A 15,611-nucleotide genomic window follows, 5' to 3' on the forward strand; every position below is an offset into this window, starting at 1 on the left:
ACGGTTAGTCAAACAAGAACGGACGGAACGGAATGCGTCCGAACGTTTTGGCGATCTTTACCTGGATAAGCATGTTTCGACAGTCATGCTCATGATGGAGCCCAGTTGGGTGGGTAGGGAGCGCGCCCTCTTTGTGGTTTGATGCAGCGAAAGCAGATCATACATTCGCAAGTTTACGCAAATAAACGCCATAATCGCCCTTGCCCGCTTTTTCGGCGATCTCGACAAAGTGCGCATTGGAAATGAAGCCTTTGCTCAGAGCAATCTCTTCTGGACACGCTATCTTGAAGCCCTGACGCTTCTCCAGCGTGCGCACAAATTCGCCAGCTTCGAGGAGGCTTTCGGGTGTGCCCGTGTCAAGCCAGGCGTAGCCGCGGCCCATGATTGACACCTTCAATTTGCCCCGGTCGAGATAAATCCGATTTACATCGGTGATCTCATATTCGCCGCGTGCCGAGGGCTTGAGATCGGCGACAATGTCCACCACATCGGCGTCATAGAAATATAACCCGGTAACAGCCCAGTTCGACTTCGGCTGTACCGGTTTTTCCTCGATAGAAAGTGCCCGCATTTCGCTATCGAAATCGACGACGCCATAACGCTCGGGATCGTTCACATGATATGCGAAAACCGTCGCTCCATCGTTGACGCTCGTGCCGGCCTGCAGAAGTTCCGGTAGTCCGTGACCATAATAGATGTTGTCACCCAGAATAAGGCAGGATGGCGAACCCGCCACGAAGTCCGCACCGATCATATAGGCCTGCGCTAGCCCATCAGGGCTCGGCTGGACCGCATATTCAATGGAAAGACCCCACTTTGAGCCATCGCCCAGGAGGGACTGGAATAGCGGCATGTCATGGGGTGTAGAGATAATGAGAATCTCGCGGATGCCGGCCAGCATCAGCGTGGTCAGCGGATAATAAATCATCGGCTTGTCATAGACCGGTAGAATCTGCTTTGAGACCGCCAATGTCATAGGATGCAAACGCGTACCGCTGCCTCCGGCCAGAATGATGCCCTTCATGGCGTTTCCTTTTTGATCTGCGCAAGAGCGGCGACAACCGCGCGCGTTGATGTCTGCCATTCCGGCAATCTTATTCCATAAACTTCTTCCAGCTTGCTGCAATCAAGCCGGGAGTTTGCCGGGCGTCGAGCCGGGGTAGGGTATTGTGCGGTCGTGATGTCATTGACAATCATCGACTTTCCGCCGCTTTCCGCAGAAAATGCGAATATCTGTTTGGCAAAATCCGCCCAGTTCGTTACACCTGTTCCGGTCATGTGAAAAACGCCGCGAAGATGTGGGGCTGGATCCGTCGCGAGTTTTCTCGCGATCGACACAATCCCGGCGGCGATGTCATTTGCGGAGGTGGGGCATCCAAACTGGTCCGCAACCACATTGATCTCGTCGCGGCTCTCGCTTAGCCGCAACATGGTTTTTACGAAATTGCTGCCATATTCCGAATAGACCCATGCCGTTCGCAAAATGGCGTAGTTGCCGGTGTTTTCAGAAACGGCATGTTCGCCTTCGAGCTTCGAGCGACCGTAAACGGAAGCCGGTCCTGTGGGATCGTTCTCGACGTATGCGGTTGCCTTGGTGCCATCGAACACATAATCGGTGGAGATATGAATGACGGGAACACCGACGTCATTTGCGGCTAGTGCGACGGCTTTTGCGCCGTCCCGATTGACGGCGAAAGCGATGTCCGGTTCGCTTTCCGCTTTATCGACGGCGGTGTAGGCAGCGGCCGATACCACGACATCGGGCTTTGCGTCACGCAGCGCTTTTAAAATAGTGTCGGATCGAACAAGGTCAACTTCCGGCCGACCCAGAGTAACTATCTCCAGATCTGGTCCGGCAAGTGCCTGAAGGGCACTGACGACCTGTCCTTTTTTTCCGGTGACTGCCAGCCGCATCCGCTTTAGTCCTTCGTCAGAACGCCGAGGCGCTCACCTGAGTAGACGCCTTGACGCAGCGGCTCCCACCACCACTCATTGTCGAGGTACCATTCAATGGTTTTGCGGATGCCAGTCGCAAAATTTTCCTGTGCTTTCCAACCCAGTTCCGTTTCGAGTTTTGTTGCGTCGATAGCGTAACGGGCGTCGTGACCAGGGCGATCCGTGACATATTTGATAAGCTCGGCATAAGGCTTCGACTGCGGGCGCAGTTCGTCCAGAATGGAACAGATGCAATTCACCACATCGATGTTCTTCTGTTCGTTTCTGCCGCCGACATTGTACTTTTCGCCGACAAGTCCCGTCTGGACAATGAGCCACAAAGCGCGGGCGTGATCTTCCACATATAGCCAGTCGCGGATGTTGGCGCCGTTTCCATAGACCGGCAGCGGCTTGCCTTCCAGGGCGTTTAGGATGATCAGGGGAATGAGTTTTTCCGGGAAGTGAAATGGCCCGTAATTATTGGAGCAGTTGGAAATCACGACCGGAAGGCCATAGGTCCGCTGCCATGCCGTGGCGAGATGGTCGCTTGCGGCTTTCGAAGCGGAATAGGGCGACGAAGGATCGTAGGGCGTTGTTTCTTCGAAGAGGCCATGCTCTCCGAGTGAACCGTAAACCTCGTCGGTCGAGACGTGAAGCACGCGGAAGGCTGATTTTGCGTCTTCGGCAAGGCCGTTCCAATATTGCCGTGCTGCTTCCAGCATCGTGAAAGTGCCATTGATATTGGTCTGAATAAAATCAGCCGCGCCCGTGATGGAGCGGTCGACATGGCTTTCGGCTGCCAGATGCATCACATAGTCCGGCTGAAATGTCGCGAAAGCGTCATTCATTGCGGCACGGTCGCATATATCCGCCTGAAGAAAGCGGTGGTTTGGCGCGTTTTCGATAGGCTTCAGTGAAGCCAGATTTCCCGCGTAGGTCAGCTTGTCGACTGTTAGAACATCCGCGCCGACTTCGCTTACGAGATAGCGCACAAGGGCCGACCCGATAAATCCGGCGCCGCCGGTGACTAGAACGCGCATCATCAGTTTCCAGTTTTTTGATAGGTGAAATATTCAGGCAATTCGGACAGAGACGGCTGTTTGGCGTCCTTGTCTGAAAGCACGCAACTGTCCATCTTTGGCCAGTCGATGCCTATGGCCGGATCATCCCATTTCACACCGCGATCATGGGCGGCGCTGTAGGGAGCTGTCACCTTGTAGGAGATAACGGTGTCGTCAACCAGCGTCATGAAACCATGGGCAAAGCCTGCCGGGATCCACAGCTGCTCGCCGTTCTCCGGTGAAAGCTCAACGGCTGCCCATTGTCCAAAAGTGGGTGATCCGGTTCTGATATCGACCGCAACGTCCAATAGTCGTCCACGAATGCAGCGAACGAGTTTGCCCTGTGCAAAGGGTGGCGTCTGGAAGTGAAGGCCACGAACAGTTCCGGCCTGTGCGGATAGAGATTCATTGTCCTGCACGAATTCGACATCCGAGACATTCTCGCGAAACCATTCCCGTTTGAAAACTTCGCTGAAGTAACCCCTGCTGTCGCCAAACCGAGCCGGAATTATCTTTTTTACGTCTGAAATCGAGAATGCTTCTACCTGCACTTCGTGGATCCTGTCTGGTCTACCTGCGTAGGATGATATGACTTCATCGCTACGGACAGTCAATAACGCTTTATCGGTCCACCACACAAGAGTCTCTTGCTCTGCAGCAGAGAGTATAGCGGAAAACGTGCCGGGTCTGTATCTCGCCCAAGACTATGTCCGTTTATGCGGCCTGATCGATGTCCTCAGTTCCACCAGTCTTTCCAGTGTCTCAAGGCTTCGATCGGGGCGGGCAGCGGAGAGGGCGAGCGCCATGGTTTCCATGGCAATGAAGGATGGGGCGTGTAGCGCTACCCCTTCGTTCTTTGCACGGGGCAGCAGGAGATAAGCGTTGGCGTGTTTTTTGAGCACGCTGTCTTCCTGGCCGAGCAGCATGATAATCGGGATGTCGAGGCGACCGGCCTCAGCGATTGCGGTTTGGGCTTCGCGGTGGGCGCGGCCGTGCAGGAGCATGATGAGGACGTGGCCGTTTTCAAGGTCGAGCAATTGTTCGGCAAGCGTGATGCCGGTGGCGTTCAGCGCATAGGAGCGAACGCCGGAGCGCTGGAACAGCCGGGCGGCGTAGGTGGCGATAATGCCGGAGGCTCCGATGCCGAGGACGCCGATGCCGCGTGCATCCGCTAGAAGACGCACGGCGGCGGCCATGGCGTCGCGGTTTTCCACAGTGGCCAGCATTTCCAGCGCGGTTTTCTGGTTCTCGAGAACGAAGTCGATTGCCGCGTCGCAGTTACCCAATATGGATTTCGTGGTAGCAGCCAATTTTTCAACCGGCGAATCCGTCACGCCGAGATAGGCCTCCAGAGTTTCCTTGAGGTCGACCAGCCCCTGAAACCCAAGCGCCTGAATGGCGCGAATGACCGTCGCATCGGAGGTATTGGTCTCAAAGCCGATCTCCAGCGCCGATTTACAGAGAACGGCATGGCGGTGGCCGTCTATATATTCGGCAACGGCAAGCAGCCCTGGCGAAAGACGGTCGCGCCGCTTGCGCAATTGCTCACCGAAACGGTCTGTATGCCTAGGCCTTGATGTACGGGTTTCGCCAGTCGTCATGGGACTTTCCGTGAAGGTGAGTTTCTTACTCTTCTTCACGGACTAGCAGGGCGCCAAGCTGGCAGGCAAGTGCTTTTGTCGCCGCGATCGTTCCCTTCACTTTTCAGCCGTCGGCCTTTTCGTCAGGTGCGACTGGATGGCGGAGACCATGAGGCTGAGAGCGGCATAGGAGTTGGAGATTGCCTCTTCCCGCGGCAGAAGGATGTAGCGACCGTTGCGGCAGGCCTGCAGAAAATTGCAGAAACCCGGCATTACAGCTTCCATCATGTCGATTTCGGCCTGCGGAGAAGCGCCGGTATCGGAACGATACGGATCGAAAATAAAGTCGGCGTCGAGTTCCGGCAAGCGCTCGGCGCTGATCTCGATGCGCTCGCCGTCTGGAATATTGTCGATGATGGCTGGGAAACGAAAACCGGCATCTCGCAGCACCCGGCCGAGCGCACGATACGTATGGTAGACGCTGATCTTGCCATTTAGTGGCTGGAACACCGAGACAGTGCTCGCGCCGGTATCGACCGAGGCCTTCAGCGCTTCGATCTGCGCCCGGTAGCGTCGGTCCAGAACGGCAAGTCGCGCCTGCGTGCCGGTCAGTTCAGCCAGCACCCTGTAGATATGCGGCGCGCCGTCCTTCGTATTGTCGATGGCGACGGTCGGGGCAATCTGTTCCAGTTTTTCGATAGGGGTGGGGCGGTCCGGTTCGGTCAGGATGAGATCGGGCTTGAGGGCGACTATCGCTTCCAGATCGGCGTTGATGGAGCCGATATAGGCAATGTCGCTATTGTCGAAATCGACACCGGTCAGAATGGCGCTGGAGCGCAGGTAGGGTTTGCCGTCTCCACCCATGCGGCCATGGCTACCCACTGGTATCACACCCAATTCTATCAGCGGGATGGTGAGATCGATGTCGTGCAGGGCGACGATACGTTTCGGCTGTAAGGGGACAGACACGGTGCGGCCGAGGTCGTCGGTAAAGGTCCGGCTGCCCTCCGCGTGAGCAACGCATACCCCCAGAAGAAGTCCGGCGGTTGAAACGAAAGCGAGAATGGTATTGCGCATGAAAGACCTATAGGCGGTGCCGGTGAAACCAAAGAAGGGTAAGAAGCGTGGGGGCGCCCACGGCCGAAAGAACGAGCCCGGTCGGCAATTCCAGCGGTGAAAAAGCGGTTCGGGCAATCGTATCGGCAATTGCAACCAGCGTCGCTCCTGCCAGACCCGCGCCCATAACAAGCCCGGTATGGGAGCTGCCCGGCAGCAAAAGTCGGGCGATATGCGGGCCGATCAGGCCGACAAAACCGATGCTGCCGATAAAGGAGATACAGGACGCGGTGAGAACGACCGCAAGGATGACATGCAGCGCTGATAGCCAGCGGGTGTGAACGCCGAGTGCCGCTGCATTATTGTCGCCGAGCGCCTGAACATCGGCGGCACGGGCGGTGAGGAGAACAAGACAAAGGGTGATGGCCAGGATGGCTGAAAGGATGGAGACGGCGCTCCAGGATGCGCCTTGCAGGTTTCCTACCATCCAGATCATCGCCGTCTGCAAATTGCGGATATCAAGCGATGCCATAAGGATAAGCAGCAAAGCTGATAAAAACCATGAGAAGCCGATACCCGTCAGAACGAAGCGCAGCCGTGAGGTGACACCGGAAAGCGAAAAGACGATTGCAGCACTCGCCATCCCACCGGCGATACCGGCCAGGGGGCGGAATATCACCGGCAGGGATGGCAACAAAAACAGGCAGCCCAGCACCGCGAGCAACGCGCCTTCGCGCACGCCGAGCAGACCCGGGTCGGCAAGGCTGTTGCGTGTGGTCGCTTGCATGATGGCACCGGCAACGCCCAGCATGGCGCCGGAGACCATGGCAAGCGCCAGGCGCGAAAAGCGAAAGTCGAGAACCATCACGGCGTCATTCGAGGCGGGATCATTATTTCCAGCGGTCAATAAAGACCACAGGGAGGAGGCCGGGATATATTGGCTGCCGGCGGTGAGCGACCAGACGGCGACAAGCGTAAGGCAAAGGGTAAGCGTCACCATAATAGCCAGCCGCTGCGGCAAGAGGCGAATTGAAAAATGCGCCAGTCTGATGACCCTGTAACGGTTCATTTCAGCACCCTGCGCACCAACCAGAGAAAGACCGGGGCCCCGACAAGGCCGGTCATTGCCCCAGTCGGCAGTTCCTTTGGCGCAAGGATCAGGCGGGCGGCGAGATCGGCGGCGATCAGTAAAACCGCGCCGCCGAGCGCGGCTATGGGAATGGCAAGCAGAAGCCGCCCCGTTCTTAGCCGCGACACGAGTGGCGGCACCACCAGACCGACGAAACCGATAGGCCCGGTGACGGCTATGGCCGCGCCACAGAACAGCGATATTGCGGCAAGCGCCAAGATTCGGGTCGAGCGGACAGGTACGCCAAGCGTTGTGGCGGTGGTGTCACCCAAAGCGAGCAGATCGAGTCGCGGCGCGACGACAAATGCAAGGAGAAGTGCGATAATGGCGGCAGGCAGGGCGGCGGCGACGGCTGCCATCGAAATGCCTGCCGTATCGCCAACCAGCCAGAAGCGCATCTGCTGTAATGTTTCCTCGTTGAGAATGAGGATGGCGGAGGTAAGGGTTCCGGCAAGCGTCGACAGCGAGATGCCGCAAAAGACGAGTTTTGCTGGCGTCAGACCCTGCCGTCCGGCGGACGCGAGCAGAAGGACGAGCCAGAAGCTGATGCCTGCGCCGGTGGCCGCCAGCACAGGGCGCAAGGCCGGCGTTGCGATTAACCCCAGCGGCGTCACGGTCGCCGCGACGACGGCGAGGCTCGCGCCCGCATTTAACCCCAGAATATGCGGCTCGCCCAGCGGGTTTCGAAGCAGGGTCTGCAACAGAAGCCCTGCCACTCCAAGGCAGGCGCCGGCTTGCAGCGCCGCAAGCAGACGCGGAAGCCGCAGACGCAGCAAAACCTGCTGGTCGAAATTGCGGGCGTCGTAGGAAAATATCAGGTCGTTCAGAACATGTGGGGCAATGGCGCGCGGGCCAGAGCCAATATGTGCCAGAATCAGAAGCAGCATGGCCAGAAGCATAAGCAGTGTTGCCACAAGCGCGCGGCCATAGGCCTGTTCCTGCATGGCGGGCTTGCTGTAGCTCATCCTGGCGAACATCATGCCGCGCCAGTCCGTCCGGGCAGGGGAAGGAAAACCGGCCTCGCCGTGACCGGATGCGTCAGCTGGGCGACAGGCATGTCGAAAACGTCCGAGATGATTTGGGCATCGCACAGCGTCGCTGTTTCCAGCCGGTGCCGCAGCCGTCCATCCTTTAGAAAAATCAGGTGATCGGCATATTGCAGGGCGAGATTGATATCATGCAGCACGGCAACGATCGTGCGGTTGTGGTTGGTGACGAGGCCAGCCAGCATATCCAGCACCTCTATCTGGTGGTGCAGATCCAGAAATGTCGTCGGTTCGTCCAGCAGGATGACATCTGTCTGCTGCGCAAGCGCCATGGCGATCCACGCGCGCTGGCGCTGGCCGCCGGAGAGGCTGTCGATTGCTCTTTCGGCAAGGCCTGACATGCCGGTCACGGAAAGTGCCTCGTCCACTGCGTCCGCGTCTTCCTCGCTCCACTGCTTCAAAAATCCCTGATGCGGGTAGCGGCCACGGGAGACGAGATCGAAGACCGAAAGCCCTTCCGGCGTGTGGTTCTGCTGTGCCAGCATGCCAAGCCGCTTCGCCACTTCCCGTGTGGGATGATGAAATATGTCGCGGCCGTCGAGAAGGATATGGCCGCCTGCCGGGCGGTGCAGGCGGGCAAGTGCGGAGAGAAGCGTCGATTTTCCCGACCCGTTCGGACCGAGCAGAACGGTGAATCGGTTCGGGGCAACGTCTATGGACACGTCGGCAAGCACGGGCGTGTCGCCATAGGCAAACTCAATTGCCTTGGCCGCAAGACGTATGTCCGCGCGTCTATTTTTGCCACCGTCGTCCAAGATCTTCCCCGTTTGAATGAGCCGCCACCAGAATTATTGATGACTGTAGTAGTCAAGTATACAGCTTTCGAAAAGCCGGTTTTTACGCGGTGATTTGCACAAAAAGCGACGATCTGGGCCTCGAATCAGAACTGTGGAGGCATGAGGGAGCGCGCATTCGCCAGATGTTTCGCCGGTGACAAGCCGAATTAAAGTTGACTACTACATTCATCAATTGAAAGAGCGGTGCATCATCGTCGCGATGACGTAAGGGGCAGCCGGGGACAAGACAGATGCATGACGGTTCGATGATCATTCAGGTAGGCTCGCGAGCGCTGTTGGCGTTGCTTCTGGCCGGAGTTGCCCTGCCTGCTTTTGCGCAGGAGAATACGGCACCGAAGAAAAATGCCGACGAGACGACCGTGCTTGAGACGATAACCGTTAATGCCGACGTCAAAAAAGGCGCGCGCGGTTATCAGCCGATAACCACGGGCACTGCGACGCGCACCGAGACGCCGATCCTCGATATTCCGCAATCGGTTAACGTCGTGACCAATGAAGTGCTTCGCGACCAGCAGGCGCGCTCGCTGGATGATGCTCTCGCCAATGTCAGTGGCGTTACCCAGTCAAACACGCTGGGCGGCACGCAGGATGCCGTTATCCGCCGTGGTTTTGGTGACAACCGCGACGGCTCGATCCTCATCAACGGGCTAAAGACCGCATTGCCGCATTCCTTCAACGATATGGCGGAGCGAGTGGAAGTGCTGAAAGGGCCAGCCTCCACGCTCTACGGCATTCTCGATCCGGGCGGCATGGTGAATGTCGTGACGAAGAAGCCCGAGGATACTTTCTCTGCCGAAGCCTATTCGCGCTTCTCAGCCTTTGGGGCGGGCAAGTATGGTGCATCCGGCGGTTTCGATGTGACCGGACCTATTGCGGGAACGGATTTTTCCTATCGCCTGATCGGTCAGGGGGAGAACAGCGACTACTGGCGCAATTTTGGTGAGAAGAAGAACTGGCTGATCGCACCCTCGCTAAAATGGAGCGGCGAGGATACCGACATTACGGTTTCCTATATGCATGAGGATTACAGCGTGCCCTTCGATCGCGGCACGATCTTCGATCCGGCGACAGGAAAGGCAATCAATGTCAGCCGACGTCTCAGGCTGGACGAGGCCTATAACATCACCGATGGCAAATCCGATCTGGCGAGTATCTCAATAGACCGCCAATTGTCCGAAGACTGGAAACTGTCGCTGAACTACGCCTATAGCCAAAACGAATATTCCGACAACCAGGCCCGCGTGATGGGTTACAATTCCCGCACGGGGCAGGTGACGCGGCGCGCTGACGCCACGCAATATTCCACCATCTACAACCACGCGGCCCGCGCTGACCTGACCGGTGAGGCTGATATTGGTGGCCTGCGCAACGATCTGCTGTTCGGCATGTCCTACGATTACAGCGACACGCTGCGCACCAACATGTTGCGATGCGCAAATTCCTCGAATTTCAACATTAACAATCCCGTTTACGGCAGGTTGCCGGCGTGCACGACGGTCAGGGCCGTCGACAGCGACCAGACGGAGGAGCTTTCCACTGCTTCGATCTATATGCAGGACGCCGTGCATCTGGGCGATCAATGGATCGCTGTCGGCGGTTTGCGCTACCAGTATTACGACATCTATGCCGGCAAAGGCCGCCCCTTCGTCGTCAACACCCAGAACAATGGCGGCGAACTCATCCCCAATGCTGGTCTCGTCTACAAGATCACGCCGAATGCATCCCTTTATGCCAATGTGGCGAAAACCTTCCGCCCGCAATCCTCGATCGGAGCCTATTATGGCGGGCTCGATCCGGAGGAGGGCATTTCCTATGAGGTGGGCGCCAAGTTCGACCTGTTCACCGGTTTGAATGCCAATATTGCTTTGTTTAATGCCCGCAAGCGCAATGTCGCCTATTCGGAGGATGTAGGCGGTGTGTCGACGGTGAAGGCCGCCGGTCTCGTTCGCTCGCGCGGGGTGGAGGTGGATATTGCCGGCAACCTTACCGATAGTCTCGATCTAATCGCAAGTTATGCCTATACGGACGCTCTCGTTCTCGAAGATTCCACCTATGCCGGCAAGCGCTTGCCGAATGTCGCGCGTCACACCGGCTCGCTGTTTCTTGCCTATGATGTCGGTGAGGTCGGGCCGAACGGCAACACGCTGCGGATCGGCGGAGGAGTGCGGGCCGTCGGCCAGCGTGCCGGCATCAACGACAATTCCTATGACCTGCCGGGTTATGCCGTGTTCGACGCCTTTGCGACCTATACGCTTCAGCTGGAGAAACCGGTGACCCTACAGCTCAATCTGAAGAACATCTTCGACAAAAGCTATTATACCTCATCCATTGGCTCCACCAGCTACGCCAATGCTGTCGGCGAGCCCTTCAACGTCAGCCTCACGGCCAGCGTGAAATTCTAAGGGTACAGGCGGCGCAATCCATCTGGGTCTTGCCGCTGCTGATGAAAGCAGACTCGTGCGTTTCTTGCATGTCTGCGCTGCATTAAAGCCTATTTAATATGCGGCAAAACCGGGTATCTTGTTTTCATCGAAGCGATGCACCTCCTCCCGCAAAGCTTCGGATTGAGATGACCCTATCCTCCTCCCAAGGGTTGTCTTGTGAACAATGGCACTCCTCCTCCCAGCCGTTGTTCGAAATTTCGGAAAGCCTGCCGCACCTCCTCCCGCGGCAGGCTTTTTCGTTTTCGGGACAGGGGCATCACAGGCCAAGCGCGAGCTGCGCTTCCTCTTCACTCTCTTCGGTGCTCAGCGAGGAAAGGGTAATCCCCAACAGCCTTACCGGACGTTTGAATGGAAAGACGGAGGCAAGCAGGCTCTCTGACATCTCCTGGATCGTTGCGAGGTCAGACACGGCTCCCGACACTGTTTTGCTGCGTGTCGCCTGGCTGAAATCCGAATATTTGATTTTCACGGTCACCGTCTTTCCCGTGATGTCGTGGGCCTCGCAATAACGCCATACTTTCTGAGCCAAAGGGCCAAGCTCCGCCTTCGCCAGATTGAGATCGTCGATATCCTCGGCGAATGTGTCTTCTGCACCGACAGATTTGCGGATGCGATCGGGCTTGACCTGTCGTTCATCGATACCGCGGGCGATGTTGTAGAAGTAAGGGCCGGACTTCCCGAAATGCTGTTGCAGAAAACCGAGTGATTTCGACTTGAGATCGAGCCCTGTTTCGATGCCGTGCCGTTTCATCCGCTCGGCCGTGGCGGGTCCTACGCCATGGAATTTCTTGACGGCCAGGGCTTCAACAAAGCCAGGCCCATTCTTCGGCGTAATGACGGCCTGGCCATTCGGTTTGTTCAGGTCGCTTGCCATCTTGGCCAGAAACTTGTTGTAGGAGATGCCGGCAGATGCATTGAGGCTGGTGACCGCCTTGATTTTTGCGCGGATCTCCAGCGCAATTTCGGTGGCGATCTCCATGCCTTTCAGGTTTTCGGTGACATCGAGATAGGCTTCGTCGAGCGATAGCGGCTCGATCAGAGGGGTATATTCGGCAAATATCTCGCGTATCTGTTGCGACACCTGCCGGTATACCTCGAAGCGTGGCGGTACGAAGATCAGATCCGGGCATTTCCGTTTGGCAGTGACGGACGGCATGGCTGAATGGACGCCGAAGGTTCTCGCCTCGTAACTCGCCGCAGCCACCACGCCTCGTGCGGCCGATCCGCCGACGGCGACCGGCAGGCCGCGAAGTGCGGGGTTGTCGCGTTGCTCCACCGATGCATAAAAGGCATCCATGTCGATATGGATGATCTTTCGAACAGCCGTGTTATCCATCGTTCCAGCCTGTACGATCTTCCCTATTTCCACATCGCCCGCATCCGCGCGCCTACATCGATGCGGATCTGCTGCGCGCTGCGCTCGGAGGCTGCGGCCGAAACCAGGGGCCAGGTGGCGGTTTCAAAGAACTGCAGCAAAGTTGCCGGTATGAAGCGGGTTCTAGCGGCATAGACATGCCGGTCGCCCTGCGCGTTCTGGCCATGGGTGAAGAACCGTTGCGGGGTTATCAGTGACAGGCTGTCCTTGGCGCGCGTCATGGCGACATAGAGCAGCCGGCGTTCCTCCTCGACTTCATGCGTGGAGCCGACACCCAGATCGGAGGGTATGCAGCCATCGACCACGTTCAGGATAAAGACGGAACGCCACTCCTGGCCTTTTGCCGAATGAATGGTTGAAAGCGTCAGATAATCCTCATCGAGCAGCGGCACGCCTGCCTGATCGCTGGTGGCATCCGGCGGATCGAGCGTCAGTTCGGTGAGGAAGCGTTCGCGGGAAGGATAGCCGCCGGCAATCTGCTCGAGTTGCAGCAAATCGGCCTTCCGCGTCTCGGCATCCTCATGGATGCGTTCGAGGTGGGGCTCATACCAGAGCCGCGCCTGCTCGATATCTGATGGCCAGCCGCCGTGCAATTTTCGCATGTTCGCCAGCAACTGCACGAAGGATACCCAGTCATCACCGGTTTTGGGTGGCGGCGGAATTTCGGCTAGGGCGAGCAGAGGTTCAGGATCCGCCGCAATCTTATCGAGAATATTGCCGGCTTTCTTCGGCCCGATACCCGGCAGCATCTGAAGTAGCCTGAAACCTGCGACGCGGTCACGCGGGTTTTGCGCGAAACGCAATACCGCCAGCATGTCCTTTACATGGGCACTGTCGAGAAACTTCAGGCCGCCAAATTTGACGAAGGGAATATTGCGGCGTGTAAGTTCAACTTCAAGCGGCCCGCTATGACTGGAGGTGCGAAACAGCACGGCCTGTTGCTTCAGCGTCATGCCGGTCTCACGATTGGCCAGCACCTGGTCGATAATGAAGTTCGCCTGCTCGGTTTCGCTTTTTACTGTCACGAGCTTCGGTCGCTCGAGCGACTGTCGTTCGGTCCAGAGGTTTTTGGTGAATCGCTCACGGGCAAGGTCGATGACACCATTGGCGGCAGCCAGTATCGGCTGTGTCGAGCGATAGTTGCGATCAAGGGTGATAATATCGGCAGCCGGGCTGAACGATGCCGGAAAATCAAGGATATTGCGCACCGTTGCTGCCCGGAACGAATAGATCGACTGGGCATCGTCACCTACCACGGTCAACCCGCGACCGCCCGGCTTCAGTGCCATCAGCACCGCGGCCTGCAGCCGGTTGGTATCCTGATATTCGTCGACCATAACGTGGTCGAAACGATTGCCGATATCGCCTGCAAGGTCGGGATCGCTGACCATCTGGGCCCAGTAGAGCAGAAGGTCGTCGTAATCGAGAACGTTCTGGGCCTGCTTGGCCTCCACATAGGCGGCGAATAATTGCTTGAGCTCTTCTTCCCAGCTGGACACCCATGGATAGTGCTGGCGCAGGATTTCTTTCAGCGGCGTTTGTGAATTGACGGCGCGCGAATAGATCGCAAGGCAGGTGCCCTTTGTCGGAAAACGGCTCTCGGTCTTGGAGAAACCCAGTTCGTGACGGGCAAGGTTCATCAGATCAGCGCTGTCTTCGCGGTCGTGGATCGTGAAATCCACGTCCAGTCCAATCTGTTCCGCATAGATTCGCAAGAGGCGCGCGCCGATCCCGTGAAACGTGCCGGACCAGGCCATCGCATCCGTGAGGGCTCCGGCGTTAGCGCCGATGACCTGCTTGCAGATACGCTCGACACGACGCGACATTTCGGAGGCGGCACGCCGTGAAAACGTCATCAGCAGGATACGGCGAGGATCGGCGCCATTGACGATCAGATGCGCCACCCGGTGCGCCAGCGTATTGGTCTTGCCGGAACCGGCACCGGCGATAATCAGCAACGGTCCAGCCGTGTGTCCGCCTGAAGGCCCAACGCCATGTTCCACGGCCTTGCGTTGCTGCTCGTTCAGTTTGTCCAGATAGGCAACCGCCATGCCTGCATCCTTGATATTTGCCTATCCGCACGACGACGGCATTTTTCAAAAGCACTCTTGTTGCAATGATTAGCAAAAACTCAAACAGCAGGCTAGAACAAATAATGAACGAATGTCTATGCCCTCCACACTGCGGTGGACAAACCTGGCTGATCGATATTCGCAGCCTCAATCGGGTTCCGCATGGCGTGTCGACCGGCATGCTTTTCAAACCACTGAACCAACCCGGCGGCTGATGAGTTCACCAGTCGCGTCTTGGAAGACGTGTTTGTTGGGAGGACAAAAGCATGAAGCATCTGAAACTATGCCTGATCGCTGTTGCGGCACTGGCCACATCGACATTTGCGTTTGCCGAGCAGAAGGCCATGAGGTCTGACGCCACGATCGCGTCGAATATCAATTATCTGCTTTATACGCCCAAAGACTATGCCGGTTCGGACAAAACCTATCCTCTCGTGGTCTGGCTGCATGGCGGCGATCAGGGCGGGAGCGACGTCGAAAAGCTGCGCCGCAGCGGTCTGCCAAAATTGATCGAAGGGGGTCGTGATTTTCCTTTCATGGTGTTTTCGCCACAAAATCCGAGCGAGGAACTGCTTTATCCGATCGAACGTGTCGCAAGCGTCCTGGCTTCCGTTGTGGCGGATCATCGGGTGGACCGCAGCCGTATCTATCTGATTGGATATAGCCGGGGAGGGTTCGGCGCCTGGTCAATGGCCGAGCAGTTTCCACAAACTTTTGCTGCGGTCGTCCCAATTGCCGGTGGCGGCATCCGCCATTACCTCAACCGCACCAATGAAAAGACAGCCTTCTGGGCCTTTCACGGCTCAAGGGACGAGGTGATTCCTTTGTCCGATACTGTTGTCCTCGTCCAGCGTCTCCAGGAACTGAAACGCAACGTGCGGCTGACGGTTTTTGAAGATACGAACCATGAAGAGGTGGAGGCAAAAGTGCTCGGCGATGAGGCGATGTGGACCTGGCTTCTCCAGCAAAAGCTTGCAGACGCAAAGACGCCTTCGGCACCCTGAACCCGCAGCGGGTACCGTTTACCGCTGGTATGGAAGCCCATAACCCAGCTCGGCCGCCATAAGGCCGGGCTGGCCGCCTCATAAGCCTTCGTCAAAACATCTCTCCGCAAGC

The 15,611-nt window shown here is 57.3% G+C and carries 13 protein-coding genes; 2 read left to right on the top strand and 11 right to left on the bottom strand.

Translation table 11 applies throughout. The annotated features are described in order from the left end of the window. Positions 1-157 precede the first annotated feature (157 nt). The 9 genes from rfbA to G6L97_RS21965 all read right to left on the bottom strand — a co-directional run bounded on the left by rfbA (position 158) and on the right by G6L97_RS21965 (position 8,562). The gene (gene rfbA, locus G6L97_RS21925) at positions 158-1,024 is read right to left on the bottom strand and encodes a glucose-1-phosphate thymidylyltransferase RfbA (protein ID WP_174003764.1); all 867 of its coding nucleotides are present in this window, start codon (positions 1,022-1,024) and stop codon (positions 158-160) included. Further along, positions 1,021-1,914 (bottom strand): dTDP-4-dehydrorhamnose reductase, encoded by an 894-nt coding sequence (gene rfbD, locus G6L97_RS21930; RefSeq protein WP_174003766.1) that lies wholly within the window; start codon positions 1,912-1,914, stop codon positions 1,021-1,023. Before rfbD ends, rfbA begins: the two co-directional genes overlap by 4 nt. Before the next feature lie 5 nt (positions 1,915-1,919). Next, positions 1,920-2,975, bottom strand: a complete 1,056-nt coding sequence (gene rfbB, locus G6L97_RS21935; protein ID WP_174003873.1) for a dTDP-glucose 4,6-dehydratase — start codon at positions 2,973-2,975, stop codon at positions 1,920-1,922. Between the two features lie 2 nt (positions 2,976-2,977). Beyond that, a complete protein-coding gene (rfbC, locus tag G6L97_RS21940) occupies positions 2,978-3,547 on the bottom strand; it encodes a dTDP-4-dehydrorhamnose 3,5-epimerase (protein ID WP_407655364.1) in 570 nt (189 codons plus the stop codon). Positions 3,548-3,700: 153 nt separating this feature from the next. Next, on the bottom strand, positions 3,701-4,597 hold the full coding sequence (locus G6L97_RS21945) for a MurR/RpiR family transcriptional regulator (protein ID WP_174003768.1): 897 nt from the start codon (positions 4,595-4,597) through the stop codon (positions 3,701-3,703). Between the two features lie 96 nt (positions 4,598-4,693). Continuing rightward, positions 4,694-5,653 carry an ABC transporter substrate-binding protein gene (locus G6L97_RS21950; protein WP_174003769.1) on the bottom strand — a complete coding sequence of 320 codons (960 nt, stop codon included), beginning with the start codon at positions 5,651-5,653 and terminating at the stop codon, positions 4,694-4,696. 7 nt (positions 5,654-5,660) lie between these two features. After that, positions 5,661-6,701 (bottom strand): FecCD family ABC transporter permease, encoded by a 1,041-nt coding sequence (locus G6L97_RS21955; protein WP_174003770.1) that lies wholly within the window; start codon positions 6,699-6,701, stop codon positions 5,661-5,663. Next, the gene (locus tag G6L97_RS21960; RefSeq protein WP_174003772.1) at positions 6,698-7,741 is read right to left on the bottom strand and encodes a FecCD family ABC transporter permease; all 1,044 of its coding nucleotides are present in this window, start codon (positions 7,739-7,741) and stop codon (positions 6,698-6,700) included. The genes G6L97_RS21955 and G6L97_RS21960 overlap by 4 nt, the downstream gene beginning before the upstream one ends. Beyond that, entirely contained in the window at positions 7,738-8,562 is an 825-nt protein-coding gene (locus G6L97_RS21965) for an ABC transporter ATP-binding protein (RefSeq protein WP_174003774.1), read from the bottom strand. The genes G6L97_RS21960 and G6L97_RS21965 overlap by 4 nt, the downstream gene beginning before the upstream one ends. A gap of 272 nt (positions 8,563-8,834) precedes the next feature. Here G6L97_RS21965 and G6L97_RS21970 point away from each other — a divergent pair, with 272 nt between their 5' ends. Then, a complete protein-coding gene (locus G6L97_RS21970; RefSeq protein ID WP_174003776.1) occupies positions 8,835-11,006 on the top strand; it encodes a TonB-dependent siderophore receptor in 2,172 nt (723 codons plus the stop codon). 298 nt (positions 11,007-11,304) lie between these two features. Here the strand turns inward: G6L97_RS21970 and dinB are convergent, their stop codons facing one another. Together dinB and G6L97_RS21980 are read right to left on the bottom strand one after the other, a co-directional pair. After that, positions 11,305-12,384, bottom strand: a complete 1,080-nt coding sequence (dinB, locus tag G6L97_RS21975; RefSeq protein WP_035200330.1) for a DNA polymerase IV — start codon at positions 12,382-12,384, stop codon at positions 11,305-11,307. 23 nt (positions 12,385-12,407) lie between these two features. Further along, on the bottom strand, positions 12,408-14,474 hold the full coding sequence (locus G6L97_RS21980) for an ATP-dependent helicase (protein ID WP_174003779.1): 2,067 nt from the start codon (positions 14,472-14,474) through the stop codon (positions 12,408-12,410). Positions 14,475-14,761: 287 nt separating this feature from the next. On the opposite strand from G6L97_RS21980, the gene G6L97_RS21985 reads away from it, so the two are divergent. Beyond that, entirely contained in the window at positions 14,762-15,499 is a 738-nt protein-coding gene (locus G6L97_RS21985) for a carboxylesterase family protein (protein ID WP_174003781.1), read from the top strand. The last annotated feature ends 112 nt before the right edge of the window (positions 15,500-15,611 follow it).

The organism is Agrobacterium tumefaciens (genome assembly GCF_013318015.2).
Classification (GTDB): domain Bacteria; phylum Pseudomonadota; class Alphaproteobacteria; order Rhizobiales; family Rhizobiaceae; genus Agrobacterium; species Agrobacterium tumefaciens.

Coding starts and splice junctions, on each gene's coding strand:
- dinB (WP_035200330.1), bottom strand. CDS start 12,384: ATGGATAACACGGCTGTTCGAAAGATCATCCATATCGACATGGATGCC.
- rfbD (WP_174003766.1), bottom strand. CDS start 1,914: ATGCGGCTGGCAGTCACCGGAAAAAAAGGACAGGTCGTCAGTGCCCTT.
- G6L97_RS21945 (WP_174003768.1), bottom strand. CDS start 4,597: ATGACGACTGGCGAAACCCGTACATCAAGGCCTAGGCATACAGACCGT.
- G6L97_RS21960 (WP_174003772.1), bottom strand. CDS start 7,741: ATGATGTTCGCCAGGATGAGCTACAGCAAGCCCGCCATGCAGGAACAG.
- G6L97_RS21985 (WP_174003781.1), top strand. CDS start 14,762: ATGAAGCATCTGAAACTATGCCTGATCGCTGTTGCGGCACTGGCCACA.
- rfbB (WP_174003873.1), bottom strand. CDS start 2,975: ATGCGCGTTCTAGTCACCGGCGGCGCCGGATTTATCGGGTCGGCCCTT.
- G6L97_RS21970 (WP_174003776.1), top strand. CDS start 8,835: ATGCATGACGGTTCGATGATCATTCAGGTAGGCTCGCGAGCGCTGTTG.
- rfbA (WP_174003764.1), bottom strand. CDS start 1,024: ATGAAGGGCATCATTCTGGCCGGAGGCAGCGGTACGCGTTTGCATCCT.
- G6L97_RS21955 (WP_174003770.1), bottom strand. CDS start 6,701: ATGAACCGTTACAGGGTCATCAGACTGGCGCATTTTTCAATTCGCCTC.
- G6L97_RS21980 (WP_174003779.1), bottom strand. CDS start 14,474: ATGGCGGTTGCCTATCTGGACAAACTGAACGAGCAGCAACGCAAGGCC.
- G6L97_RS21950 (WP_174003769.1), bottom strand. CDS start 5,653: ATGCGCAATACCATTCTCGCTTTCGTTTCAACCGCCGGACTTCTTCTG.